Here is a 25,100-nt window from a genome sequence, read left to right as displayed (position 1 = left end):
AGGTAAAGCAGACCGATGGCCGAGCACCACGACCACTCCAGCCACGATCACCACGATCACGAAAAGGGCCGGATCTTTGTGATGGGCCGCCCGGTGGACTCGTACCCCGCCATGGCGCCCGAGGCCGCGCGCGGCAAGGTCCTGCGCGTCACCGTGGTCGGCGAGGAAGTCCTGCACCGGCCCTGCGCCGAGATCACCGAGTTCGGCACCGACGAGCTGAACACGCTGATCGACGACATGTTCCTGACCATGTACGTCGCCGACGGCGTGGGCCTGGCCGCGAACCAGGTCGACGTCGGCATCAGGCTGTTCGTCTACGACTGCGTGGACGAGGACGGCCACCGGCACGTCGGCCACATCCTCAACCCGGTCCTGGACGAACTGCCCGCGACCGAGCGGCACCTGGAGGAGGCGGGCGAGGGCTGCCTGTCCGTCCCGGGCCCGCACGAGGACCTGGCCCGCCCCGACCGCGCCATCGCGCGGGGGGTGGACAAGGACGGCAACCCGCTGGTGATCGAGGGCGAGGGCTACTTCGCCCGCTGCCTCCAGCACGAGACCGACCACCTCAACGGCTACCTGTACATCGACCGGCTCTCCAAGCGCGAGCGCAAGAACGTGCTCAAGGAGATGGAGTCGATGCGCGACGAGGTGTTCGCCAAGCGCGAGGCGAAGGCCAAGCAGCTCGCGGGCTGAGGCCCGAAAGCGGGAAACACCGAAAGGGGCGGGGAACCGGTACCGGTTCCCCGCCCCTTTCAGGCGTTCACCTCATCCCTGAGGCCGTACCGCTCTCGCGATCAGCTGCACCCGCTGGTCGAGCCGCAGCCCTCGCAGACGTAGCAGCTGCCCGCCGGGCGCATCTTGATCCCGCAGGAGAAGCACAGCGGGGCGTCCGCGCTGCGGCCCTGGCGGGCCTCCAGCAGCTCGGTGGAGGAGTGCACCGCGGCCGGCACCGGCTTCAGGTCCGGGGCCTTGGGCGCGGCATCGGTCGGCGCGGACTGCGCGAGGGTGCGCATGTCCTCCGCGGCGGCCGGCTCGTCCGGCTCGTAGGAACCGGTCTCCAGGTGCCGGGTGCGCTCCGCGGCCGAGTGGATGCCGAGCGCCGAGCGGGTCTCGAACGGCAGGTGGTCGAGCGCCAGGCGGCGGAAGATGTAGTCGACGATCGACTGGGCCATCCGCACGTCCGGGTCGTCGGTCAGACCGGCCGGCTCGAACCGCATGTTGGTGAACTTGGAGACGTAGGTCTCCAGCGGCACGCCGTACTGCAGGCCCACCGAGACCGCGATCGAGAAGGCGTCCATCATGCCCGCCAGGGTCGAGCCCTGCTTGGACATCTTCAGGAAGACCTCGCCGAGGCCGTCGTCCGGGTAGGAGTTGGCGGTCATGTAGCCCTCGGCACCGCCCACCGAGAAGGAGGTGGTGATGCCGGGCCGGCCCTTGGGCAGGCGCTTGCGGACCGGGCGGTACTCGACGACCTTCTCCACCACGGTGGCCGCGGTCGACTTGCCGTCGTCGGCCTTGCCCTTGTTCTCGCCCTTGCCGGCCGAGAGCGGCTGGCCGACCTTGCAGTTGTCGCGGTAGATCGCGAGCGCCTTGATGCCCAGCTTCCAGCCCTGGAAGTAGATCTCCTCGATCTCCTCCACGGTGGCGTCCTCGGACATGTTGACCGTCTTGGAGATCGCGCCGGAGATCCACGGCTGGATCGCCGCCATCATCCGCACGTGGCCCATCGGCGAGATGGTGCGCTCGCCCATCGCGCAGTCGAACACCTCGTAGTGCTCCGTCTTCAGACCGGGCGCGTCCACCACGTGGCCGTGCTCGGCGATGTGCTCGACGATCGCCTCGACCTGCTCCGGCTGGTAGCCGAGCCGGGTCAGCGCCCGGGCGACCGTGCCGTTGACGATCTGCATCGAGCCGCCGCCGACCAGCTTCTTGAACTTCACCAGCGCGAGGTCGGGCTCGACACCGGTGGTGTCGCAGTCCATCATCAGGCCGATCGTGCCGGTGGGGGCCAGCACCGAGGCCTGCGCGTTGCGGAAGCCGTGCTTGTCGCCGAGCTTGGCGACGTCCTTCCACGCCTTGGTGGCCAGGTCCCACACGGGGGTGTCCAGGTCGTCCATACGCTTGCCGGCGTCGTTGGCGTCGGCGTGCTGGCGCATCACCCGCTTGTGCGGCTCGGCATTGCGGGCGTAGCCGTCGTACGCGCCGACGATCGCGGCCAGCTCGGCGGAGCGCTTGTACGCGGTGCCGGTCATCAGCGAGGTGATCGCACCGGCCAGCGCCCGGCCGCCGTCGCTGTCGTACGCGTGGCCGGTGGCCATCAGCAGCGCGCCGAGGTTGGCGTAGCCGATGCCCAGCTGGCGGAACGCGCGGGTGGTCTCGCCGATCTTCTCGGTCGGGAAGTCGGCGAAGCAGATCGAGATGTCCATCGCGGTGATGACCAGCTCGACGACCTTGGCGAAGTTGACCGCGTCGAAGGTGTCGTCCTCGCGCAGGAACTTCATCAGGTTCAGCGAGGCGAGGTTGCAGGACGAGTTGTCCAGGTGCATGTACTCCGAGCACGGGTTGGACGCGGTGATCCGACCCGACTCGGGGCACGTGTGCCACTTGTTGATCTCGTCGTCGTACTGGATGCCGGGGTCGGCGCAGGCCCACGCGGCCTCGGCCATGCGCCGGAACAGCGACTTGGCGTCGACCGTCTCCAGCACGTCGCCGGTGAGCCGGGCGCGCAGCCCGAACTCCTTGCCCTGCTCGACGGCGTTCATGAACTCGTCCGAGACCCGGACCGAGTTGTTCGCGTTCTGGTACTGCACCGACGCGATGTCGGCGCCACCGAGGTCCATGTCGAAGCCCGCGTCGCGCAGCGCGCGGATCTTCTCCTCCTCCTTGACCTTGGTGTCGATGAAGTCCTCGATGTCGGGGTGGTCGACGTCGAGCACGACCATCTTGGCCGCGCGGCGGGTGGCGCCGCCCGACTTGATCGTTCCGGCGGAGGCGTCGGCGCCGCGCATGAAGGAGACCGGACCCGAGGCGTTGCCGCCCGAGGTGAGCAGTTCCTTGCTGGAGCGGATCCGGGACAGGTTCAGGCCGGCCCCCGAGCCGCCCTTGAAGATCAGGCCCTCTTCCTTGTACCAGTCCAGGATCGAGTCCATCGAGTCGTCGACCGACAGGATGAAGCACGCGCTGACCTGCTGCTTCTGCGCGGTGCCGACGTTGAACCAGACCGGCGAGTTGAAGCTGAAGATCTGGTGCAGGAGGGCGTACGCCAACTCGTGCTCGAAGATCTCCGCGTCGGCGGGGCCGGCGAAGTAGCCGTTCTCCTCGCCCGACTTGCGGTAGGTCTTCACGACCCGGTCGATCAGCTGCTTCAGGCTCCACTCGCGCTGCGGCGTGCCCACCGCACCGCGGAAGTACTTGCTCGTGACGATGTTGACCGCGTTCACCGACCAGGAGTCGGGGAACTCGACGCCGCGCTGTTCGAAGTTGATCGAACCGTCGCGCCAGTTGGTCATGACGACGTCACGACGCTCCCAGACCACCTCGTCGTACGGGTGGACGCCGGGGGTCGTGTAGACGCGCTCGATCCGCAGGCCCTTGCCGGGTCGTGACCGACCGGCACCGCGTGCTGAGCCGCTCGTCGTCTCTGTCATGCCGTCTCCTCTTTTGAACAACGCCGTGGGCAGGCCGGGGCATCCCGATGGGAGGACCCGGATGACCGGTCGGGTGGTCCGTCGTTCCTGTGCTACCGACGTGTACTACCGAATGAAAATGTGAATGACCCGCGCGTGGGTGACCCGCGCTAGTCCGCGGCGGGAGCGTCCGCCGCGTTCGCGGGCACCTCGGGCCCGATCGACTCCGCGCGACCCGCGCGCAGCAGCGCGACCTCGGCCTCGAAGTCCTCCAGGGACTCGAAGGCCCGGTACACGGACGCGAACCGCAGGTAGGCGACCTCGTCGAGCTCACGGAGCGGGCCCAATATGGTCAGGCCCACGTCGTGGGTGGTCAACTCGGCGCACCCGGTGGCCCGCACCGCCTCCTCGACCCGCTGGCCGAGCAGGGCCAGCGCGTCACCGGTGACCGGGCGGCCCTGGCACGCCTTGCGCACACCGGCGATGACCTTGTCCCGGCTGAACGGCTCGGTGACGCCGCTGCGCTTGATCACCGTGAGCGAGGCGGTCTCGATCGTGGTGAAGCGTCGTCCGCAGTCGGGGCACGAGCGGCGGCGCCGGATGGCGGCCCCGTCGTCGGTGGTCCGGCTGTCCACGACGCGGCTGTCCGCTCGCCGACAGAAGGGGCAGTGCATGCCGTTCCCTCTCCCCCTCGTTCAGACGCAGGTCCTGCGTGGTGCTCGTGCGCGTCGCGCGCGGAGCGGCGAAACGTGCCCTGGTGGTGCCGCGGGTTGCCGCGCCCTCGCCCCGAGGGCCCACGCCTGGGGGCCCGTCCGGTGCGGTCCGGGAAATGCTCCGGGAACATAGTATATACGGCAACCACAACTTGTGGGCTTCTGCAACGCCCTCGACCACAAGATGTAGTGGCTACGGTAGACCGCGACCCGAGGCGCTGCAAGCCGACTCGCAGACACTCGGAGAGCCCGTGGTGACCTCTCGTCATCCCCGCAGGTCACCGCCCGAGGAGTCGGCGAAATTAACCCGACCGGCCGCGTGTCGCGGCACACGAGCGGCGCTCGCGACATTTCGGGCATCGGTTCCGTGGGCAATTCCCGAACGGAATTCGAATGTATGTACGATTACTACAGCGGGAACCGAATGATCGCCACCGGATTGGCCTAAATTCACTCGAACGTGTGTTTGGCGCAACCTTTCGAACCCGACTACCGTTCTCCACGTGCGAGCAATCCGTCGAAAGGGCCAGCCGTGACCGGAGAAGCCACCGGAGCCATCCACCCCGGAATCCGCACCGAAACCCTCCCCGCGAAACACCCGCACAGCGCCACCGTGCCGCCGCCGGCGCCCGCCCCGGGCACCGAGAACGCGCAGGTCCAGGGCGGTGCGACGCGGCGTCCGGCGGGGGGGCTGACGCCGCGCCAGACGCGCGTCCTCGAAGTGATCCGCACCTCCGTCGAGTCGCGCGGATATCCGCCGAGCATGCGCGAGATCGGCGAGGCGGTCGGACTGTCCAGCACGTCCTCCGTCGCGCACCAGTTGATGGCGCTCGAACGCAAGGGCTATTTGCGCCGTGATCCGCATCGTCCGCGCGCCTACGAGGTGCGTTCGCCCGACGGCGGGCGTCCGCTCGCGCCGGCCGGGCCGCACGCCGAGCGCGGCTCGCAGGCCGCGTCCTACGTCCCGGTGGTCGGCCGGATCGCGGCCGGCGGTCCGATCCTGGCCGAGCAGTCCGTCGAGGACGTCTTCCCGCTGCCGCGCCAGTTGGTCGGCGACGGTGACGTGTTCCTGCTCAAGGTCAGCGGCGACTCGATGATCGAGGCCGCGATCATGGACGGCGACTACGTCGCGGTCCGCCGCCAGCCGGTCGCCGAGAACGGCGACATCGTCGCGGCGATGCTCGACGGCGAGGCCACCGTCAAGCGCCTGCGGCACCGGGACGGCCACCGCTGGCTGATGCCGCACAACCCGGCCTACGAGCCCATCCCGGGCGACGAGGCCACCATCCTGGGCCGTGTGGTCGCCGTCATGCGCCGAGTCTGAGATGACCGGGGACCCCCACATACCGCCCACGGGCGGTCGTCCGGCAAACCCACGCCGAACGACCGCCCGTTCCGCGTCCGAGGCACCCCCGCCGCCGCGACAACCCCGGCCACCCACACGACACAACCCCTCCCGGCCCAACGCCTCGCGGGCCGGCGCCAAGCCCCCCGACAATCAGTCCTTGTCGATCGCGGCCAATGATCGGCGGACCTGGTTGCGGTCCTCCGTGTACCACAGCGGGGGCATCGAAGCCCTGAAGAAGCCGCCGTACTGGGCGGTGGCCAGGCGCGAGTCGAGCACCGCCACCACTCCCCGGTCGTTCATCGACCGGATCAGCCGGCCGGCCCCCTGGGCCATCAACAGCGCGGCGTGGGTGGCCGAGACCGCCATGAAGCCGTTGCCGCCGCTTTCCTGGACCGTCTGGGTTCGTGCGCTCATCAGCGGGTCGTCGGGACGCGGGAACGGGATCCTGTCCATGATCACCAACTGGCAGGACGGCCCGGGTACGTCCACGCCCTGCCACAGCGACAACGTGCCGAACAGGCACGTGCGCGGCTCGGCCGCGAACCGCCGCAACAGCTCGGCCAGCGAGTCGTCGCCCTGGCACAGGATCGGCACGTCGAGTCGCTCGCGCAGCGCCTCGGTGGCCGCCTCCGCGCCGCGCCGCGAGGAGAACAGGCCCAGCGCCCGGCCGCCCGCGGCCTCGATCAGCTCGGCCAGCTCGTCCAGCGCGTCCGCGCCGATCCCGCCCTGCCCGGGGCGCGGCAGGTGTCGCGCCACGTAGAGGATGCCCTGCCTGGGGTAGTCGAACGGCGAACCCACATCGAGACAGCGCCACTGCGCCAGGTCGTCGTCGGCATCGTCCTCCCCCGCCGCCTCCTCGTCGTCGCCCGGGCGCACCGCGACCTCCGTGGGCACCGGCTCGGGCGCGTCGGTCAACATGCCCTCGGGGCTCAGCCCCAGGCTGCTCGCCACACCGCGGAAGTTGCCGCCGAGCATGAGCGTGGCCGACGTGAGCACCACGGTGCGGTCGCCGAACAGGGCCTCGCGCAGCAGCCCGGCCACCGCGATCGGGGCCACCCGCAGCGACGCGCCGGTGCGCTCGTTGCGCTCCATCCAGATCACGTCGTGCGGCGACTCGCGCAGGATGCGCTCGCAGGTGTCGTGGATGTGCTCGACACCGGCCAGCGCCTGGCGGCGGGCCGCGTCCTCGTTGCTCAGCGACTTGTCCCGGACCTCGCCGAGCGAGGTGATCACGCCCCGGCTCGCGTCGCGCAGCGCGGTCACCGTCCAGCCCAGGTCCGGATCCACCTCGCGCAACCGGCCCGGCTCGCGCCCGTCCAGCGTCTTGCGGAACGCCTCCGAGGCGGCGTTCAGGTTGTCCACCGCGCCCTCGTTGGCCAGCTTGCCGGCGCGCCGCGCGGCCCGGTCGACCGCGCTCAGGCTCAGCTCGGCGGTGGCCACGCCCGTGGCCCGGCTCGCGAACTCGTGCGCCTCGTCGACGATCAGCAGCTCGTGCTCGGGCAGCACCGGCGCGTCCTCCAACGCGTCGATGGCGAGCAGCGCGTGGTTGGTCACCACGATGTCGGCCTGCTTGGCCCGCTCGCGCGCGGCCTCGGCGAAGCAGTCGTCGCCGTACGGGCAGCGCGAGGCGCCCAGGCACTCGCGCGAGGACACCGACACCTGGGCCCAGGCCCGGTCGTTGACCCCAGGGCTCAGGTCGTCGCGGTCGCCGGTGTCGGTCTCGTCGGCCCAGTCGCGCACCCGGACCACGTCCTGCCCGAGTTTGCTCGTGGGCGCCGGGTCGAACAGCACCTCGCCCTCGTCGGGCGGCCCGTCGTGCAGCCGGTGCAGGCACAGGTAGTTGCCGCGCCCCTTGAGCGTGGCGAAGGTCGGCGAACGGCGCAGTTGCGGGCGCAGCGCCTCGACCGTGCGCGGCAGGTCGCGCTCGACGAGTTGGCGCTGGAGCGCGAGGGTCGCGGTGGCCACCACGACCTTGCGGTGCGCGGCCAGCGCGGGCACCAGGTAGGCCAACGATTTGCCGGTGCCGGTGCCGGCCTGGACCAGCAGGTGTTCGGCACGGGCGACCGCGCCGGCGACGGCCTCGGCCATCGATACTTGTCCGGGTCGCTCCGATCCGCCGACGGCGGCGACGGCGGCGTGCAGGAGTTCGGTCAGCGCGGGACGGTCGGAGTCGCTCATCGGGCGACAAGCCTAGATGCTCCGACCGACATCCCCGACCGCGCGGCCCGCTTCGTCCGACTCCTCCCCGAAGGTTTTCCGGCTCAGCCGAGCTTGGCCAGCACCGCCTTGGCCATGGCCTCCTGGCCGAGCGCGTTGGGGTGCACGGGGCCGGCGGGCGACTCCGGCTTGACGCCCTCGACCCACTTGGTGCCGACCGGCTTGCACACGTCGTGGCCGGCCGAGCCGGTGTAGGTGTCGACGTATTCCGCGCCCTGCTTGGCCGCCTCCTTGGCGATCATGTCGTTGAGCGCGGGCACCACCTTGCGCAGGTACGGCAGGTCGCCGTCGGCGACGGGCACCTGGGTGGGGCAGCCGGGGCCGCTCTCCGGCAGGATCGTGGGGTAGCCGACGACCAGGATCCGGGCCTTGGGCGAGCGCTCCTTGATGCCGGTGATGGCGGCGGCCAACTTGGGCCCGGTGTCCCCGATCCGCTTGGTCAACTCGTCGTTGCCGCCCGGGGCGTACTTGTCGGTGCACGGCTGGGTCGAGGTGGTGCTGCGGCTTTGCAGCACGCACATCGTGACGATCTCGGAGAAGCCGATGTCGTTGCCGCCCACGCCCAGGGTGACCAGCGCGGTGTCCGGGCGCAGCGCGTCGAACTGCGGCGGCGGGGTGCCCTGGGTCTGCTGGCCGACCGTCAGGTCCGGGGTCCTGGCTCCCCCGCAGGTGACGTCGACGAAGCCGGCGATGTTCTTCTGCTTGGCCACCAGGTGCGCGTAGTTGCTCTCCGAGCGGCTGCAGCCGGGCGGCGCGGTGGGCACGATCACCGGTATCTTCACGCCGGCCGCGTACGAGTCGCCGAGCGCGACGTAGGTGGCGCCACTGGCGGCGGCGGGCAGTGCGCCGGCCGGTGCGGGGGCGGCCTGCGTACCCGCGGGGGCGCCGCTCTTCGCGGCGGCGGATGCCTTGGCATCGCCGGAGTCGTCCGAGCAGGCGGACAGCGCGCCGAGCGCCGTCAGTGCGGCCAGGCCCGCGATCGCCCTGCGAGTTGTGCGCACGAGCGCTCCCCTCTCGTCGTTGCCCGACCATTACCCGTCGGTAGGTATCGGCGTTCCGGCGAGACTACGGTCTTCCGCGCCCGAATGCCGGCCTCGGCGCCGGCTCAGTCGAGCTTGATCGTCTCGCGGCGCGCGCCCGCCGCCGCACGCGCTCGCGAGGGCAGGTCCTCCAGCATGGTCAGGCACTCGCGGGCGGCGTCGATCTCGATGTCCTGGAAGGTGGCCGCGACCACGTCCACCCGCTCCCCGTCGGCCTCGATCACCACGCGCCCATCCGGTCCGTACACCCCGCTGCGTCCGCAGGCGGGGCCCAGGCCGGTGTCGCCGATGTGGTTGGCCACCACCGTGTAGCAGGTGTTCTCCAGGGCGCGGGCGGCGAAGTAGAGGTCGCGCCGGTGTTCACTGTCGCCGCGGGTGTACACCCCCGGGCACAGGTACGCGTCGCAACCGTCGTGCACGGCCGCGCGCGCGTGTTCGGGAAAGCTCACGTCGTAGGCGCTGCCCAGGCCCAGCCGCCAGCCGGCGATCTCGATCGTGCAGCCGTGGTCGCCGGGGCGGAACAGTTCGCGTTCCTCGCGCCACAGGTGTTGGCGGTCGTAGGCCACGTGCGCGTCGCCGTCGCGGCCGATCACCAGCAGCGAGATGGTCCGCCCGCCCGCGCGGCGCACCGCGGCGCCGACCACGGCGACCGTGCGGGTGGCGTAGCAGGCGGCCTGCAACTCGCCGAGCCGGGTGTCGCCGGGCACGATGTCGCACGGTTTCACGTCGGGTCGGAACAGGTCGAGGTCGTAGCCCGACAGGAACAGCTCCGGCAACACCACGACATCGGCGCCGGCCGAGGAACCGAAGCGCACGAGTTGCGCGGCCGTGGCGACATTCGCGGGGATGTCGCCCGGCCGCGCCTGGGCCTGTGCGGCGGCGACCCTCAGGGGTTGCCTCGCGTTTTCGGCGACGTCGGTCACCCGCCGCATTCTGGCATCGTGATGGGGATCACACCATCGGCAAACCGGACAGGTTGTTCGCGAGACCGGGTCGGATCGGGGCGCGTCTCACCTGCACAGCGGGTTGGGCACGGTCCCGTGCGCGCCCACGTGCGGGCGCGTGGGGCGGTCCCGGTAGCCGTCCAGGAGCAGCCGATTGCGGTTCAGGCACAGCCGGTCGATCCGGGGCGTGAGCAGGTCGAACAGCTCGAAGCGGTCCGCCAGTTCGGGAAACGCCGCCTGATGTTCCAGCACCTCCTCGCGGACCAGCGCCCAGAACCCCTCCTGGGGGATGCCCAGGTGGGCGACCGCGAGATCGGCGAGGTAGCGGTGGTGGCCGACCAGGAGCGCGGCGTGGATGAACTGGCACAGGTAGTCGGGCTTCTCCCGGAGCAGGACCGCGTCCACGTCGGCGGGCAGCGCGGCCAACTCCGGCAGCGGCCGGTCGCTGATGTTGACGTCGTCGACGAAGTCCTTGATCGCCAGCCGGACCGGGACGTCGTGCTCGTCGAAGACCACGATCGTGTTCTCCCCGTGCGGCGAGAACACCAGGCCGTAGCGGTACAGGCAGTGCAGCAGCGGCGGCAGCAGCGTGTGGAAGAGCCGGCGCAGCCACACCCGGGGGGCCAGGCCGGAGCGTTCGATCAGTTCGACGACGAACGGCCGCCCGGCCGGGTCCACGTGCAGCAGCGAGGCGAGGGTGCGGGCACGCTCGCCGGGGTCGAGGTGCGGGGCCAGCGGTTCGCGCCAGATCGCGCCGAGCAGTTCGCGGTACTGGTAGGGCACGCCGGGCAGTTCCTCGAGGACCGGATGGCGCACGGTGATCGACGCGGTCTCGCCGAGCATGATCACCCGGCATTCGTCGCGCAGGAACGGGTCCGCGTCGCGCAGGCCGTGCACCCACGCGGTGACCGCGGGCGCGGCGAGCGTGCGCTCGCTGGGCAGGCCGCGCCACACCAGCGTGTTGAGCACCGACAGCGGCAGTTTGACGGTGCGGCGGGTGGGGCGGTCCACGTTGAGGAACGTACGGACCGACTGCTGGGCCAGGTGCCGGTCCTCGGCCTCGCCCAGCGGCACGATCCGCCCGGCGGCCAACTCCGGCGCGAACAGCGTCGCGATCGCCTCGTCCCACTGCCACGGGTGCACCGGAAGCCACCGGTACTCCTCCGGCGCCGACACCCGCGCGGCCAGTGCGCGGCAAAAGCGCTCACTGGTCGCCGGGTCCAGTTCCTCGTCGTAGAGCCGCTGTTCGGCCAGGCCCGGCACCGCCCGCCACTGTGCCAGGTCCCGGTGCACCGCGATCCACGGCAGCCGCATCGGGCGGCGCGCCTCGGGCGCGTAGGCGCGCGCGTCGCTCGCCGAGAAGCCGACGCGGCCCTTGTTCGGCACGATCCACGGGTGACCGGTCTGGTGGCCCTCCAGTTCGGCGTAGCCCAGGTCGGCCAGCACGGCCGCGGCCGGCGCGCTCGCCGCGATCGCCGCGTCGGCGGCCAGCGTCGCGGTCAACTCGCGCACCAGGTGCCCGGCGGTGTCGCCGGCGAGGCCGATCACGGTGTGCGCGTCGAGCAGGAACTGGAGCATGTCCTCGGCCGGATCGGCGCCGCCCTCCCACTCGCGCACCACCGACGCCGGGTCCACGTGCCACGCGTCGTAGGCGCCGCGCCGGGCCCGGAAACGGTAGTGCACGTCGCCGGACACCCCGACGGTGTAGGTGTCGCCGTCGGCGACGGGGGCGAGCAGTTCCTCGTAGGCGAACTCGGCGATCGCCTTGGCGATCATGTCCCGGTTGACCCGCCGCCACAGCTCCGAATCCGTGGAGGGCGCCCCGTGGCGCGCGGCGGGCACCCGGGAGGCGGGCTCAGGCGCTGCGTGTCGGGCGCCCTGGTGCGGCAGTTCGGCCTCGATGGGCTCCGCTTCCGGGTTCGACTGCGACATTGCGTACCTCTGCGGGGTCGGTCGCGCTCCGTCGGTGCGGTCGGCGGGCGGGCTCGGTGTCGCCCGCGGCCAGGCCGAACGTGGTGAACGCGGTGCGGATCGGCAGTCGGTAGACCGCACCACCGCACACGGAGTTGAGGATGGTCGCGGCCCGGTGCGCGCCCAGGCCCAGATCGGGTGTGCCCACGCCGTGCGTGTGCAGCTCGGCGTTTTGCGTGTACAGGCCGCCGGTGACGTGCGCCGGCAGGGTGACCCGGTGGTCCAGGCCGATCAGCGGGCGCCCGGCGGCGTCGCGGATGATCAGGTCCCACAGCGGGTCGAGCATCGCGGGGTGCCGCTGCGCGTAGCCGGTGGCCAGCACCACCCGATCGGTGCGGACGGTGAACGCGCGGTCCTGCTCGCCGTGTCGGCAGCCCAGTTCCACCCCGTCGCCGGTGATCCGCGCGGCGGTGACCGTCACGTCGGGCATCAGCGTGGCGCGCACCCGGCCGCCGGCGATGCCGCGCTCGTACAACTCGTCGTGGATCGCGGCGATGGTGTCCGCGCTGATCGCCTTGTACAACTGCCACTGCTCGGGCAGCAGTCGGTCGCGCACCGGCTCGGGCAGGCCGTGGAAGTAGCGCGTGTAGTCGGGCGTGAAGTGCTCCAGGCCGAGTTTGGAGTATTCCATCGGGGCGAACGCGGGCGATCGGGTCAGCCAGGTCAGCCGCCGGCTGGGGCCGGTGCGCCGGCGCAGCAGGTCCAGGAACACCTCCGCGCCGGACTGGCCCGAGCCGAGCACCGTGACGTCCTCGGCGTCGGTGAGATCGGCGCGGTGGTCGAGGTAGTCGGCCGCGTGCAGCACGCTGTCCCCGAGCAGGTGCGCGAACGGCTCGGGCACCACCGGTTCGGTGCCGATGCCCAGCACCACGTGCCGCGCGTGCACCCGGTGGTGCTCGCCGCCGGCCACGTCGCGAAAGTCGATCCGGTACAGGTCGCCCTCCCAGGCGACGGAGACCACCTCGCTGCCGAAGCGGCAGGCGGGCAGCGCCTCGGCGACCCAGCGGCAGTAGTGGTCGTATTCGCGCCGGGGCACATGCAGGCGTTCGGCGAAGTAGAACGGGAACAGCCGGTCGTGCGCGCGCAGATAGGCCAGGAACGACCACGGGTTGGTCGGGTCGACCAGGGTGACCAGGTCGGCCAGGAACGGCACCTGGAGGGTGGTGCCGTCCAGGAGCAGCCCCGGATGCCAACTGAACGTGGGCGCGCGGTCCAGGAACAGCGTGCGCAGCGGCTCGACCCGGTCGGCCAGCGCCGCCAGCGCCAGGTTGAACGGCCCGATGCCGATGCCCACCAGGTCGTGCACCACCGCGCCGGGGTCGGCCGCCCGACGCGGCGCGGGCAGGAGATCGGTCACGGCCGGGCACCCGATTCCCGCGCGGTGCGTGGGCGCACCATCAGCGCGGCGGTCTTGTCCGGCAGGAGCACATCGTCCAGGCGCTGAAAGCCGGCCCGCTCGAAGGCGCGCACCGATGCCTCGTTGCGCACGTCCGGCTCGGCCACCACCCGCATCGTGTCGGGCGCGGCGCGCAGCACCAGTTCGGCGACCGCGCGCAGCAGCAGCGAGCCGATCCCGCGCCCGCGCACGCCGGCGGGCCCGATCAGCAGGTGGATGCCCACGTCGTGCGGGCGCGCGGGGTAGTGCCGGGCCAGGTCGTCCAGGTCGGCCCGGTACAGCTCCCAGTAGCTGACCGGCTCGTCGTCGAGGCAGCCCAGGTAGGCGCTGCTGTGGCCGCGCACGGCCTGGCCGGCCAGGTGTCGGCGCACCACCTCCTCGTCCCCGGCCAACTCCCACCAGCGGGCGGTCACCGGGTCGTTCATCCACGCGTGCAGAAGCGGCAGATCGCGCTTGGGGTTCACCTCGTGCAGCGAGAACCGGCCGACCGGCAGGGTGAGCGCACCCCAGCGGGCCGCCTCGGTCAGCGGGCCGGTCGGCCCCGTGCGCGGCCGGCGGGTGGTCAGGCGCAGCGTCTCGGCCTCGGCGAGCGGGATCTCGGGGGACGAGAGGAATGACGGGCTCATACGGGGACGGAACCTCCTGGGGCCGGGCTCACGCGGGGGCGTCGGCGAGCGGATTGCGGATGTGCACGTAGATCGACTGGGTGGCGACCGGCCCGACGAGTTCGTCGAGGCCGTGCAGACGGGTCAGCAGGTTGGCCTTGCAGCGCGGGCGCGGATCGGTGAGCAGCGAGCGCGCGGCGCCGCTGTCCTCGGCGTGGCGGGCCAGCAGGGCGCGCAGGCGGGCCAGCAGGACCCCCTCGTCGGCCAGCCCCTGGGCGCCGAACGCGCCGATCAGGCCGAGCAGGTTGTTGACCCCCAGGTAGTAGGTCAGGCGTTCGTCGGCGATCTCGTCCGGCACGATCGTGTCGCTGGCCACCCCGGCCGCGGGCAGCCGGCGGGCCAGGTCGCCCGCGCGCGAGGCGCGGAAGTAGTAGCCCTGGTTGTCCCGGTAGCGCCCGCCCGAGGGCAGCCCGTCGGCGTCGAGCAGGACCAGGGTGTTCTGCTGGTGCGCCTCCAGCGCGATGCCGGCGTGCCGGTCCAGCCACAACACCGGCTCGGCCACCACCGCCAGGTAGCGCTCGAACCACTCCTCGGCCACCGACGCCGGCGCGCGCCCGGTGCGCTCGGCGAGAGTGTGTACGTGTCCGGCCAGGCGCGAGGGGCCGATCCCGGGGCGTTCGGCGACCAGCGCGGCCAGGCACGAGACCCGGTCGCCGGCGCCGAACGGGTTGGCCCGCAGCACCAGTTCCAGGCCGGCCGCGGGCCGGTCCGGACGCGGGAACGGCTCCGGGGGTGCCACCGAGATCCAGGCCGGGTCCCGGACGATGTCGAACGTGGGGTGCACGGCCCGCAGTTCGTGTTCCAGGCCGGAGCGCAGGATGCGGTGCACCTCGATGCCGCGCAGCAGTTCCTTGGGCAGGTTCTCCCGGCGGGAGTTGGTGATCCGCAGGCCGAGGGAGAGCTTGAGCATCACCTCGGCGTCGGGCCGGTACACCGTGCGCACCGAGGAGGTGGGGTGCCAGGGGGCGCCGGCGGGGCCCAGGTCGCGCAACCGGCCGGCGTCGAGCAGGGCACGCAGGTGCGGGCGCCGCGGCAGGTCGCGGGCCTGCCACGGGTGGGCGGGCACGAGCACGGTGCCCTCGGGGGCGCGCAACTCCCCGGCGAGGTCGGCCAGCACGTCGGCGGCCTCCCGGTCCAGCGCACTGTCCTGGCCGACCAGGTCGACGTCGGCGGCGAACCAGTGCAGCGGGAAGGATCCGCGCAACTCCGGCGACCACGCGGCGTCCTCGTCGGGGTCGAGCCGGTCCCGGCTCTTGGGTGTGGGGTGCATCGGGTGGCCGAGCACCAGGGACTGCTCGGCGGCCAGGAACGGGGCGGTCCCGGGCGGGTCTTCGGGATGCGCGCGCCGGTGGGCGATGTAGCGCTCGGTGTGGGTGACCGAGTCGGCCACCCGGATCGCGGTGTCACCGCAGGCCTCGCCCGCCGCGCCGGCCCCGCTCGCGCTCGCCTCGTCGCCGAGCACCAGGGCCAGCGTGACCGCGTTCAGCGGCCCCTCGTCGTCCAGGTGCGCGGTGCCGAAGCGGTGCCAGCCCGCCGGCGACCAGTAGCGCACCACGACCGTCAGGGTCCGGCCGACCCCGGGCAGTTCGACGGTGAGCACGCCCGACTCCGGTCTCGGCAGCGCGTGTTCGCGCACCCAGCAGCGGAGCAGGCATTCGACCGTCGCCGCGTCGGCGGCGTGCCGGGGGTTCGGCGCGTCGAGGTGGTCCGTGTCGGGATCCGTCCGCACGGCGGACGGGTCGGGACCCGCGATGGTCATCGCTGCTCCGTGTGGTGTCGGTCGACCCGGGGGTCGATGCCCGTGAATCGTGAATCGTGCATCGTGCCAAAGGCGGCACTCGGGATATGGAGATTTCGACCCGTGTCGATTGTTTGGCGAGGATGGTCGCGAATATGCGAGGCGCGCGGTAACGAAGATTGTTGACGGAGCGTCAGCCCGAGGTCGCGCTTTCCGCGCGCCCCGCCTCGACCACGGCGGCGAGCAGCGCGCCGAGGTCGGCGCCGGTGGTGTCGGGGTTGAGCAGGGTGAGTTTGAGGCGGACCGCGCCGGGCCCGTCGCCCAGTTCGGTACGGCCGACCACCGCGCGCCCCTCGTGCAGCAGTCGGCGGCGCAGCGCCGCGTTGACCCGGTCCGCCTCGACCCGGTCGGCCGGGTCGTGGGGGTCGTGCCCTCGGGGGAGGTAGCGGAAGACCACGGTGGTGAGCACGGGCTCGGCGGCCAATTCCAGGTGCGGGTCGGCCCGGATCGCCGCGGCCGCGTGTCGGGCCAGGTCGTGGCAGCGGTCCACCAACTCGCCCAGCCCGGCCCGGCCGAGCGCACGCAGGGTGACCGCGATCTTGAACACGTCGGCGCGGCGCGTGGTGCGCGGCGAGTTGCCCAACAGGCTGACGTAGCCGGCCCGTTGGTCGTCGTCGGGGTTGAGGTAGGCGGCGCGCTGGGCGAGCGGCCCGAGTAAGGCCGCATCGCGAACCAGGAACACCCCGGCCGCGATCGGCTGCCAGCCGAGTTTGTGCAGGTCCAGGCCCACCGAGTGGGCCCCTTCGAGACCGGTGAGCAGCGGCGTGAGCCGGTCCGAGAACAACGCGCCGCCGCCGTAGGCCGCGTCCACGTGCAACCACGCGCCCGCCGCGCGCGCCACCGCGGCGATCGCCGGCAGCGGGTCGATCGCGCCCAGGTCGGTGGTGCCGGCCGTGGCCACGATCGCCGCGATCCGGTCGTTGCCCGCCCGCACCCGTCCGACCGCGGCCGCCAGCGCGTGCGGGTCCATCCGGTGGTCGGCGTCGGTGGGCACGGTGACCACCGCGTCCTCGCCCAGGCCCAGGTGGCCGGCGCAGCGGCGGATGGAGAAGTGCGCGGCCTGCGAGCACAGGATCCGTCGCCGGCCGACGCCGGGGCCGAGCGCGTCGCGGGCGAGGAGCAGTCCCATCAGGTTGGACTCGGTGCCGCCGCTGGTGATCGTGCCGCCGGCGCCGCCGGGCGGGAAGCCGACCAGGCCGGCGAGCGCGGCCACCACCTCGGCTTCCAGGGCCACCGCCGCCGGCGCCTGGTCCCACGAGTCGAGTGAGGGGTTCAGCGCGGAGGCGATCAGGTCGGCGGCCACCGCGACGGCCAGCGGCGGGCAGTGCAGATGGCCGGCGCAGCGCGGGTCGGCCGGGTCGGCGGACCCCCACGCGAGCAGCGCGGACAACTCGCGCAACGCGGCGAAGTCGCCCACCCCGATGTCCGGCAGCGTCCCGGGCCCCGGGCCCGCCGATGCCGCACCACGCGCGGCCGGCACCGGCCCCGCCGCGCCGGAGCCGAGCACCCGGGCCACCTCGACCGCGACCCCGACCGGCCCACCCGACGGCAACGGCCCACCCCGCGCATCGACCCCGGCGCCCATCGCGCCGAGCGCGACGTCCACCAGCGCCCGCAACGCGTCGGCCCCGGCCACACCCCCCGAGAGCGACACCCCGACGGGGTGCCCCACCCCCCGCCCGGCACTCACACCGACTCCGATCCGACAACCACACACCCGGCCCCCGAGGACCCGAGGCTCCCACCCCCGACACCCTCGAACCCACCACCCGAGGACCCGCTCACTTCGGACCCGGCAACCCCCCACCCGACCCCCGAAAATCGGGTGCTCCCACTTCCGGCACCCTCGAACCCGCCGCTCCCGGACCCGGCCGACTCGGACTCGGACTCGGACTCGACGACCACACACCCGCCACCCGAAGATCCGACACTCGGAGCCCTGGCGCCCTCGGTCCCGACGCCCGGGCATCCGGCGCCCCCAACCCCGGAATCCTCGGACCCGCCACCCGGGGGCCCGGCGGTCGGGCCGCCGTTTCCGGTCCCGGTCGCCCCGTTCGCGGACGCGGGCATCGAGGCTCCGGCACTCGCGAACCCGGCCGCCCCCGGCCCGGAGCCCGCCGCTCCGGCACTCGCGGACGCGGCGCGGGCGCGCCGGGCCGTCCCGGTTCCGGCGCCACCCGGACCGGCGGCCGGGCCGCGGTATCCCACCCCGGCCGCCTCGATGGCCTCGGCCAAACGCTCGAAGACCGCGTCGGCCTGGACCTCGGTCATCGTCAGCGGCGGCAGCAACCGCACCACGCTGTCGTGCCGCCCGCCCAGCTCCACGATCAGCCCCCGGGCCAACGCCTCGCGCCGCACCGCGAGCGCCAGGCCGGGCGCCGCGGGCCGGGCCCCGAGCGCATCCGGCGCCGCGTCGGGCTCGACGATCTCCACGCCGAGCATCAGGCCCCGCCCGCGCACCTCGCCGATCGCGGGCCGCCCGGGCATCAGGCCGCGCAGCGCGCCCGCGAGTCGGGCCCCGACGCGGGCCGCGTGCTCGTGCAGGCGGTGCTCGCGCACGAAGGCGATGGTCGCGGTGCCGGCCGCCATCGCCAGCTGGTTGCCGCGGAAGGTGCCCGCGTGCGCGCCGGGCCACCAGCGGTCGAGCTCGGCCCGGTAGACCACCACGGCCAGCGGCAGGCTGCCGCCGATCGCCTTGGAGACCACCATCACGTCGGGCACCACGCCGGCGTGGTCCACCCCCCACATCGCGCCGGTGCGCCCCAGGCCGGTCTGTACCTCGTCGGCGATCAGCGGAATCCCCCGCTCGGCGGTGAGCCGGCGCAGCTCGCGCAACCACTCGTCGGGCGCCGGCAGCACCCCGCCCTCGCCCTGGACCGGTTCCACGATCATCCCGGCGGGCGTCGGCACGCCGCCGCCGGGGTCGGCGAGCAGCGTGCCCGCGTAGTGCGCGGCGATCCGCGCGCCCTCGGCCCCGCCGACGCCGAACGGGCAGCGGTAGTCCTGCGGGAACGGCAGCCGCACCGTGTCGCCCGTGCCCGCCCCGGTCGCGTCCCGGATCGCGGTGTCGCCGCTCACGGCCAGCGCCCCCGCGGTCATCCCGTGGTAGGCCCCGGTGAACGCGACCACCCCGCGCCGCCCGGTCGCGGTCCGCACCAGCTTGAGCGCCGCCTCCACCGCGTCGGTGCCGGCCGGCCCGCAGAACTGGATGCGCCCGTCGCGCGCCAACTCCGCCGGCAGCGTGGCGAACAACTCCTCGACGAACCGGTCCTTGACGGGGGTGGCCAGGTCGAGCACGTGCAGCGGCGCACCGGTGTCGAGCACGCCCCGGATCGCGGCGAGCACCACGGGGTGGTTGTGGCCCAGGGCCAGCGTGCCGGCGCCGGAGAGGCAGTCGAGGTAGCGCCGCCCGTCCGCGCCCTCCACGGTCATGCCGCGGGCCCGCACCGGCACGATCGGCAACGAGCGCGCGTAGGTGCGGGCCGAGGACTCGCGGGCGGCCTGCCGCCGCAGGATGCCCGGCGCGTCGGCGCTCGTGGTCCCCGAGCGCTGCCGGCCGATCGCCGCGCCGACCTGCCCCCCGCCATCGGGGCTCACGGCGTCGGCGGGCGGTCCGAGCGGGGTCGGGTCTGGGGCACCGGAGCGGTCGTCCGGCCTGGTCAGGGCGGCGGTCATGACTGCGGCACCTCCACGAGGGCGATCGGAAACTTAGGTAAGGCTTACCTTTGCACGACAGCGGATCGCAGCGCCATCACCACAAAGAGTGACGCTCGTCGAATCGACGACTCCCTTGCTGACAACGACCGAACGGCCGCCCGATCACGGGCGGCGGTCCCTCCGATACTGTCGACCGGCACACACCGGGGGGCGCACACGGGGAGGTAGGCGCTTGACGCGCGGCGTTCGCACGCTGTTCGTCACGCTGACGGTGGCGGTGTCGCTGCTGGTGACGGGCACCGTCATGGCACTGACACTGGGCGGCGTCGGCACCGACGACGGCCACGGCCGGGGGCCGGCGGCACTCGCCGATCCGGGCGATCCCGCGCACTGGACCCCGGAGCGGATGAGTCGGGCCAAACCGCGCGAGCCGCGCGGCAACGAGGAGGGCCCGGCCGTACCCCTGCCCTCGCCCGACCCCGGACGCACCGGGGCACCGATCGGCCCCGAACCGCTGCCCGACGTGCTCGCCGAGGCCAAACCGCCCCCGGTACAGGCCCGCGCGGTCCCCCGCCCGTACACCGGCGAGGCCGGCACGGTCGCCGTCGGCAAACTGTTCTTCGAGGCCCCCGACGGCCCCTCCGTCTGCTCGGGCACCGTGATCGCCGACCCCAAGCGGCCCGGCCGCAGCAACCTGGTGTGGACCGCCGGCCACTGCGTACACGCCGGACGCGGCGGCACCTGGTTCAACAGCCTGCAATTCGTACCCGCGTTCAACAGCAGCGGCCAGGCCACCCTCGCCAACCTCGGCAACCCCGGCCCGGTCGCCCCCTTCGGCCAGTGGTGGGCGACCTCCGTGGCCACCTCCGACCAGTGGCGCGCCGGCGGCACCAACGCCACCTCCGCCGCCACGTCGTACGACTACGCGGTGGTCGAGGTGAAGAACCCCGACCGCAGCGGACCCAGCCTGGAGGAGGCGGTCGGCCGCGCCCTGCCCGTGTGGTTCGACGCCCCGCGCGAGCTGGCCGAGGCCGGCACCTACGGCTATCCGCAGGACGCCCCCTTCGACGGCCTGACCATGTTCGGCTGCGCCCAGGCCCCGCGCCGGATGACCGTCGACCCGAACACCCCGCCCCTGCTGCGGATCGGCTGCACCATGACCGCCGGCGCCAGCGGCGGCGGCTGGTACGCCACCGCCCCCGACGGCACGCTGTGCCTGATCGGGAACAGTGCGCTCGGCGGCGCCGGCCACACCTGGATCGCCGGCCCCTACCTGGACCAGGAGGCCCGCCGCATGCTGGACAACCTCAAGCGCAAGCGCTGACCCGGCCGGACACGACGAAGGCCCGGGTCGCGGACGCGACCCGGGCCCTCACCATCCGACGATCAGCGCGTGACCACCACGAACCGCTCCAGCTCGGCCGCGAGTTGCCGGCCCACCCGGGCATGCAGCCAGGTGCCCGACTCGCGGTGCTCGGTGCCGAGCAGCTCACCGCTCGCGTGCACCTTGGCCACCAGGTCGCCGCGCTCGTACGGCACGACCACCTCGACCTCGACGTCGGGACGCGGCAGTTCCTCGTCGATCAGCGCGAGCAGCTCGTCGATGCCCTGTCCGGTGCGGGCGGACACCACGATCGCGTGCTTCTCCCGACGGAGCAGCCGCGCCAACACCTCCGGATCGGCCGCGTCGGCCTTGTTCACCACCACGATCTCCCGCACGCGGTGTGCGTCGACCTCGGTGAACACCTCACGCACGGCCGCCAGTTGGGCCTCCGGCGTGGGGTCGGAGCCGTCCACCACGTGCAGGATCAGGTCGGCGTCGGCGACCTCCTCCAGGGTGGACCGAAACGCCTCGACCAGCTGGTGCGGCAGGTGGCGCACGAAACCGACCGTGTCCGCCAGCGTGTAGCCGCGTCCGCTGGGCGTCTCCGCCCGACGCACCGTCGGATCCAGCGTGGCGAACAGCGCGTTCTCCACCAGCACGCCCGCGCCGGTCAACCGGTTCAGGATCGAGGACTTGCCGGCGTTGGTGTAACCCGCAATGGCCACCGAGGGAACCGCGTTGCGGCGGCGCTCCTGGCGCTTGGTGTCGCGGGCCTTCTTCATGTCCGCGATCTCGCGGCGCATCTTGGCCATCTTCTCCCGGATGCGCCGACGATCGGTCTCGATCTTCGTCTCACCGGGACCACGCGTGGCCATGCCACCACCGCCGCCGCCACCCATCTGGCGCGACAGCGAGGCACCCCAGCCGCGCAGGCGCGGCAACATGTATTGCATCTGCGCCAGCGAGACCTGCGCCTTGCCCTCTCGGGACTTGGCGTGCTGGGCGAAGATGTCCAGGATCAGCGCCGTGCGGTCCACGACCTTGACCTTGACGACGTCTTCCAGCTGGATGAGCTGACCGGGCGTCAGTTCACCGTCGCAGACCACGGTGTCCGCGCCGGTGGCGATCACCACGTCGCGCAGTTCGCGGGCCTTGCCGGAGCCGATGTAGGTCGCCGGGTCGGGCTTGTCGCGGCGCTGGATCAGTCCGTCCAGCACCTCCGAGCCCGCGGTCTCCGCGAGCGCGGCGAGTTCCTTGAGCGAGTATTCGGCGTCGGCGGCGGTTCCGTCGGTCCAGACCCCGACGAGGACCACCCGTTCCAGGCGAAGCTGTCGGTATTCGACCTCGGTGACGTCGGTCAGCTCGGTGGAGAGACCGACCACCCGGCGCAGCGCGCTGCGCTCGTCACGGTCGAATTGGTCGCCGTCGTAGTCGACCGGACGACCCCCGACGTCATCGCCCGGTCCGAATCCGTCGAAGGCCGCTCCGTCGTCGAAGCCGTCGGCGTCGTCGAAATGGGGAGTCGAGTCCGTGTCGTCGTGTCCGGCGCGGTGTGAGCGAGAAGTCATATCGTCCTGTTCAACGTAGTCGGCGGGCCGCTCCATTCCCCGAAGCGGCCGTCACGATGGTCCCACGAGGGTCCGGGCTCGGGCATCCGGGTTTTCGGCCGGTTCGCCCGAAGCGAACCGGGACGCGGCCCGCCGCGTTCTCACGAGGTCAGCAGTCGGGCCTGCCCGACTTCGGTGCGCACCTTGATCTTGTGCGGCGACTGGTCGTTGCGCGAGACCTTGACGTCGCTGTCGCCGATCGTGGTGGACACATCCGCCGCGTACTGCTGCCCGCCGGGCACCCGCACCGTCGCGCGACCCGCGTCGGTCTTGGCGCTGACGTCGGAGGGCGCCTTGGTGAAGGTCATGTCGATCGAGCCCGCGCTCGTCTGCGCGGTCACCTTCGCCGAGGTGATCCCCTCGCCGTCGATTTTGCCCGCGCTGGTGTGCAGGTTGAGCGTCCCGGTCACATCGCGCAGCGTCACGTTGCCCGCGTCGGTGCGGATGTCGAGCGCGGCGCCGCCGCGCGGGATGGTCACCTCGTACGCCACGAAGCAGGCCTTCTTGCTCGCGCAGTCGTAGTCCAGGACCAACTGGCCGCTGCCGTCCACGTTGTGCGTGGTCGTCGGCGCGGTCTTGTCGTAATGCTGTTTCTCGGTCACCTTGACCACGTTGACGTCGCCCTCGGTCACCTTGACGTTGCCCGCCGCGCTGTCCACCTTGAGCGACTTCACGCTCTGTGTGACGTCGTAGGACGTGGTCTTCTTCTCCGCGTCGTGATCGGTGTCCACGTTGAACTCGCACGCGGTCAGCACCAGCGGAAGCGCGACGAGCGGGACGAGCAGGGCCAGACGACGGTTGCGGGCAGCCATAAGGGTCTCCTTGGGTCGGGGCGGGGTACGCCGCCCGAACGCACGACCACTCCCCCGCTGTCCTCTTGCCCTCCAGGCTAGGAAGCACCCCTGTTCCCCGCGTCGGTCCGGCGTCGGGTTGGCCGGCTCCTTCCCTGGCAGGAGGCGACCCCGAGGCACTCCACCTCCGGGCAGGGCCCGCCTCGGGGTTCTCCCGGACCCCGGTACCGGTACCGGTACCGCCGGTCAGTGCGCCAGCCGCGCGCCCAAGGCCGGTGCCAGCGCCGCGAATTCGGCCGACTCGGCATCGTCGAGCACGGCATACGCGGCCGCCACCAGCTCGTCCGTGGTGTCCTCCGCGGCCTGTCGGCGTGCCGTCAGCTCGTCCGTGACCTGCGGAAACGGCTCGGTGTGGCCGTAAAACTCGAGGTAGGGGCTCGCCTCGGCCACCTGTGCCTCCACCGCGGTCAGGCGATGTGCAGCCAGGGCCAGGATGTGCAGCCCGCCGCGGTGCTCGCGCAGCGTCTGGAGGTTCTGCGCGAGCAGAGCGGGCGCATCATCCGGAAGAGGTACACCGCGCCAGGCCGAGTACAGCGGGGCCAGCGCGCCCAGGTCGTTCGCCCGCACGATCGTGGTGGTGATCTCCGCCAGCCGGGCGGTCTCCGGCAGGTCGGCGAGGTGCTCGCGCCCCCAGTCGCGGGCACATTCGGCGTACAGCGCGCCGACCCGCTCGGGCGGCGCGACCTTCCTGCCGCCCTGCCACAGCGGAAGCAGCGCGTCGGCGGTGAAGTGATGGAACGCGGCGACCACCGCGGCGTCGTCGACGTCACCGAGCACCCCGCCGCGGCCGGCGACGTAGAGCGTCACGCCGTCCAGCCCCAGTTCGGCGCCGCGCGCGACGGTGTGCGGCGCGAAGAAGAACGCCGCGGCCGCCTGCACCGTCGTCTTGACCGCGCGGGTGGTCTCGCGGGCGGTGTCCATGCTGCTCATGCTCGTGTCTCCCCGGGGACGACCTTGCTTGACCGTGTCAGGCAAGACCTATCACGGCGGATCGAATAAGCGCAGGTGTTCGGACACCGGCTCCGCGACGCCCGCACCGGGGTCACAGGCGGGCGAGGTCGACCCGTCCCTCGGCGACGATCACGGCCGGGCCGGTCATCTCGATGTGCCCGTCCACCCGCTCGGTGATCACCAGGCGCCCGCCGGGCACGTCCACCGTGTAGGTGACGGGCTCGCCGGTGACCGAGGGCTCCGCGCCGTCGGCGCGCGCCGCGGCGACCATCACCGCACACGCGCCCGTGCCGCAGGACCGGGTCTCCCCCGAGCCGCGCTCGTGCACCCGCATGGCCACGTGCCCCGGCGCCCGGCGCACCACGAACTCGACGTTGACCCCGTGCGGATAGGCCCCCGCGGGCGTCACGGTCGGCGCGGTGTACAGGGTGCCCGCCTGGGCCAGGTCCTCGACGAAGACCACCGCGTGCGGGTTGCCCATGTCCACGTTGGTGGCCGGGCGCACCCGTCCCTCGACGTCGACCCCGATGCCCTCGGAACCGGGCAGCCGGGCCGGGCCCATGTCCACGGTGACCGGGCCCTCGGCGGACACGGTGACCGCCTTGACCCCACCGCGCGTGGCCACCCGCAACTCGCCCGCCTCGGCCAGGCCCCGCTCGACCAGGAACCGTGCGAACACCCGCACGCCGTTGCCGCACATCTCCGCGATCGAGCCGTCGCCGTTGCGGTAGTCCATGAACCACTCGGCCTCGCCGGCCAGGTGCTCGGCGGCCGGATCCTTGGCCGCGCGCACCACCCGGAGCACCCCGTCGCCGCCGATGCCCGCCCGCCGGTCGCACAGCGCGGCGACCTGCGCGGCGGACAGGTCCAGTTCGCCGTCGGCGTCCGGCACGATGACGAAGTCGTTCTCGGTGCCGTGCCCCTTGAAGAAGTGCAAAGTGCTCACTCCGCAATCCTAGGGCGGACCACGCGCGAGCGGCCTCGGCGGATTC

Annotated in this window: 17 protein-coding genes and 1 pseudogene; 3 read left to right on the top strand and 15 right to left on the bottom strand. The window is 72.5% G+C overall.

The features are described 5' to 3' along the window. Nucleotides 1–15: 15 nt before the first annotated feature. Nucleotides 16–693 (top strand): peptide deformylase, encoded by a 678-nt coding sequence (gene def / locus ACWGR4_RS41975; protein WP_379995984.1) that lies wholly within the window; start codon nt 16–18, stop codon nt 691–693. Between the two features lie 101 nt (nt 694–794). Here def and ACWGR4_RS41970 read toward each other — a convergent pair whose 3' ends face one another. Together ACWGR4_RS41970 and nrdR are read right to left on the bottom strand one after the other, a co-directional pair. Continuing rightward, nucleotides 795–3,647, bottom strand: a complete 2,853-nt coding sequence (locus ACWGR4_RS41970; protein WP_379995982.1) for a vitamin B12-dependent ribonucleotide reductase — start codon at nt 3,645–3,647, stop codon at nt 795–797. A gap of 149 nt (nt 3,648–3,796) precedes the next feature. Then, nucleotides 3,797–4,300 (bottom strand): transcriptional regulator NrdR, encoded by a 504-nt coding sequence (nrdR, locus tag ACWGR4_RS41965; RefSeq protein ID WP_379995980.1) that lies wholly within the window; start codon nt 4,298–4,300, stop codon nt 3,797–3,799. Between the two features lie 571 nt (nt 4,301–4,871). Here nrdR and lexA point away from each other — a divergent pair. Further along, nucleotides 4,872–5,663 (top strand): transcriptional repressor LexA, encoded by a 792-nt coding sequence (gene lexA, locus ACWGR4_RS41960; protein WP_379995978.1) that lies wholly within the window; start codon nt 4,872–4,874, stop codon nt 5,661–5,663. 174 nt (nt 5,664–5,837) lie between these two features. On the opposite strand, the gene ACWGR4_RS41955 is transcribed toward lexA, so the two are convergent. From ACWGR4_RS41955 to ACWGR4_RS41915, 9 genes and pseudogenes are all read right to left on the bottom strand, one after another. Further along, nucleotides 5,838–7,865, bottom strand: a complete 2,028-nt coding sequence (locus tag ACWGR4_RS41955) for an ATP-dependent DNA helicase (protein WP_379995976.1) — start codon at nt 7,863–7,865, stop codon at nt 5,838–5,840. Nucleotides 7,866–7,948: 83 nt separating this feature from the next. Then, entirely contained in the window at nt 7,949–8,905 is a 957-nt protein-coding gene (locus tag ACWGR4_RS41950; protein WP_379995974.1) for an SGNH/GDSL hydrolase family protein, read from the bottom strand. A 104-nt stretch (nt 8,906–9,009) separates the two neighbouring features. Continuing rightward, nucleotides 9,010–9,867, bottom strand: coding sequence for a carbon-nitrogen hydrolase family protein (locus ACWGR4_RS41945; RefSeq protein WP_379995972.1), 858 nt, complete (start codon nt 9,865–9,867; stop codon nt 9,010–9,012). Nucleotides 9,868–9,954: 87 nt separating this feature from the next. Next, nucleotides 9,955–11,820 (bottom strand): IucA/IucC family protein, encoded by a 1,866-nt coding sequence (locus ACWGR4_RS41940; protein WP_452132791.1) that lies wholly within the window; start codon nt 11,818–11,820, stop codon nt 9,955–9,957. Continuing rightward, on the bottom strand, nt 11,744–13,216 hold the full coding sequence (locus ACWGR4_RS41935) for a lysine N(6)-hydroxylase/L-ornithine N(5)-oxygenase family protein (protein WP_452132792.1): 1,473 nt from the start codon (nt 13,214–13,216) through the stop codon (nt 11,744–11,746). The genes ACWGR4_RS41940 and ACWGR4_RS41935 overlap by 77 nt, the downstream gene beginning before the upstream one ends. Next, on the bottom strand, nt 13,213–13,881 hold the full coding sequence (locus tag ACWGR4_RS41930) for a GNAT family N-acetyltransferase (protein ID WP_379995966.1): 669 nt from the start codon (nt 13,879–13,881) through the stop codon (nt 13,213–13,215). The genes ACWGR4_RS41935 and ACWGR4_RS41930 overlap by 4 nt, the downstream gene beginning before the upstream one ends. A 28-nt stretch (nt 13,882–13,909) precedes the next feature. Continuing rightward, nucleotides 13,910–15,679, bottom strand: coding sequence for an IucA/IucC family protein (locus ACWGR4_RS41925; RefSeq protein WP_452132793.1), 1,770 nt, complete (start codon nt 15,677–15,679; stop codon nt 13,910–13,912). A 172-nt stretch (nt 15,680–15,851) separates the two neighbouring features. Further along, nucleotides 15,852–17,372 carry a pyridoxal phosphate-dependent decarboxylase family protein gene (locus ACWGR4_RS41920; protein WP_452132794.1) on the bottom strand — a complete coding sequence of 507 codons (1,521 nt, stop codon included), beginning with the start codon at nt 17,370–17,372 and terminating at the stop codon, nt 15,852–15,854. A gap of 554 nt (nt 17,373–17,926) precedes the next feature. Then, a pseudogene (locus tag ACWGR4_RS41915) lies at nt 17,927–19,393 on the bottom strand (diaminobutyrate--2-oxoglutarate transaminase); the annotation flags it as partial. A gap of 214 nt (nt 19,394–19,607) precedes the next feature. Between ACWGR4_RS41915 and ACWGR4_RS41910 the strand changes: the two are divergent. Beyond that, the gene (locus ACWGR4_RS41910; protein WP_452132795.1) at nt 19,608–20,699 is read left to right on the top strand and encodes a trypsin-like serine peptidase; all 1,092 of its coding nucleotides are present in this window, start codon (nt 19,608–19,610) and stop codon (nt 20,697–20,699) included. 62 nt (nt 20,700–20,761) lie between these two features. Here ACWGR4_RS41910 and hflX read toward each other — a convergent pair whose 3' ends face one another. The 4 genes from hflX to dapF form a co-directional block, all read right to left on the bottom strand. Then, nucleotides 20,762–22,267: a GTPase HflX gene (hflX, locus tag ACWGR4_RS41905; protein WP_379995956.1), complete on the bottom strand. Its 1,506-nt coding sequence runs from the start codon at nt 22,265–22,267 to the stop codon at nt 20,762–20,764. 140 nt (nt 22,268–22,407) lie between these two features. Then, nucleotides 22,408–23,118: a DUF4097 family beta strand repeat-containing protein gene (locus tag ACWGR4_RS41900; RefSeq protein ID WP_379995954.1), complete on the bottom strand. Its 711-nt coding sequence runs from the start codon at nt 23,116–23,118 to the stop codon at nt 22,408–22,410. Nucleotides 23,119–23,343: 225 nt separating this feature from the next. Beyond that, on the bottom strand, nt 23,344–24,087 hold the full coding sequence (locus tag ACWGR4_RS41895; RefSeq protein ID WP_452132796.1) for an SCO6745 family protein: 744 nt from the start codon (nt 24,085–24,087) through the stop codon (nt 23,344–23,346). Nucleotides 24,088–24,199: 112 nt separating this feature from the next. After that, on the bottom strand, nt 24,200–25,054 hold the full coding sequence (gene dapF / locus ACWGR4_RS41890; protein ID WP_379995949.1) for a diaminopimelate epimerase: 855 nt from the start codon (nt 25,052–25,054) through the stop codon (nt 24,200–24,202). Between the last annotated feature and the right edge of the window lie 46 nt (nt 25,055–25,100).

The organism is Embleya sp. NPDC055664, from assembly GCF_053618075.1.
This window is presented reverse-complemented; position numbering and strand designations above follow the sequence as displayed.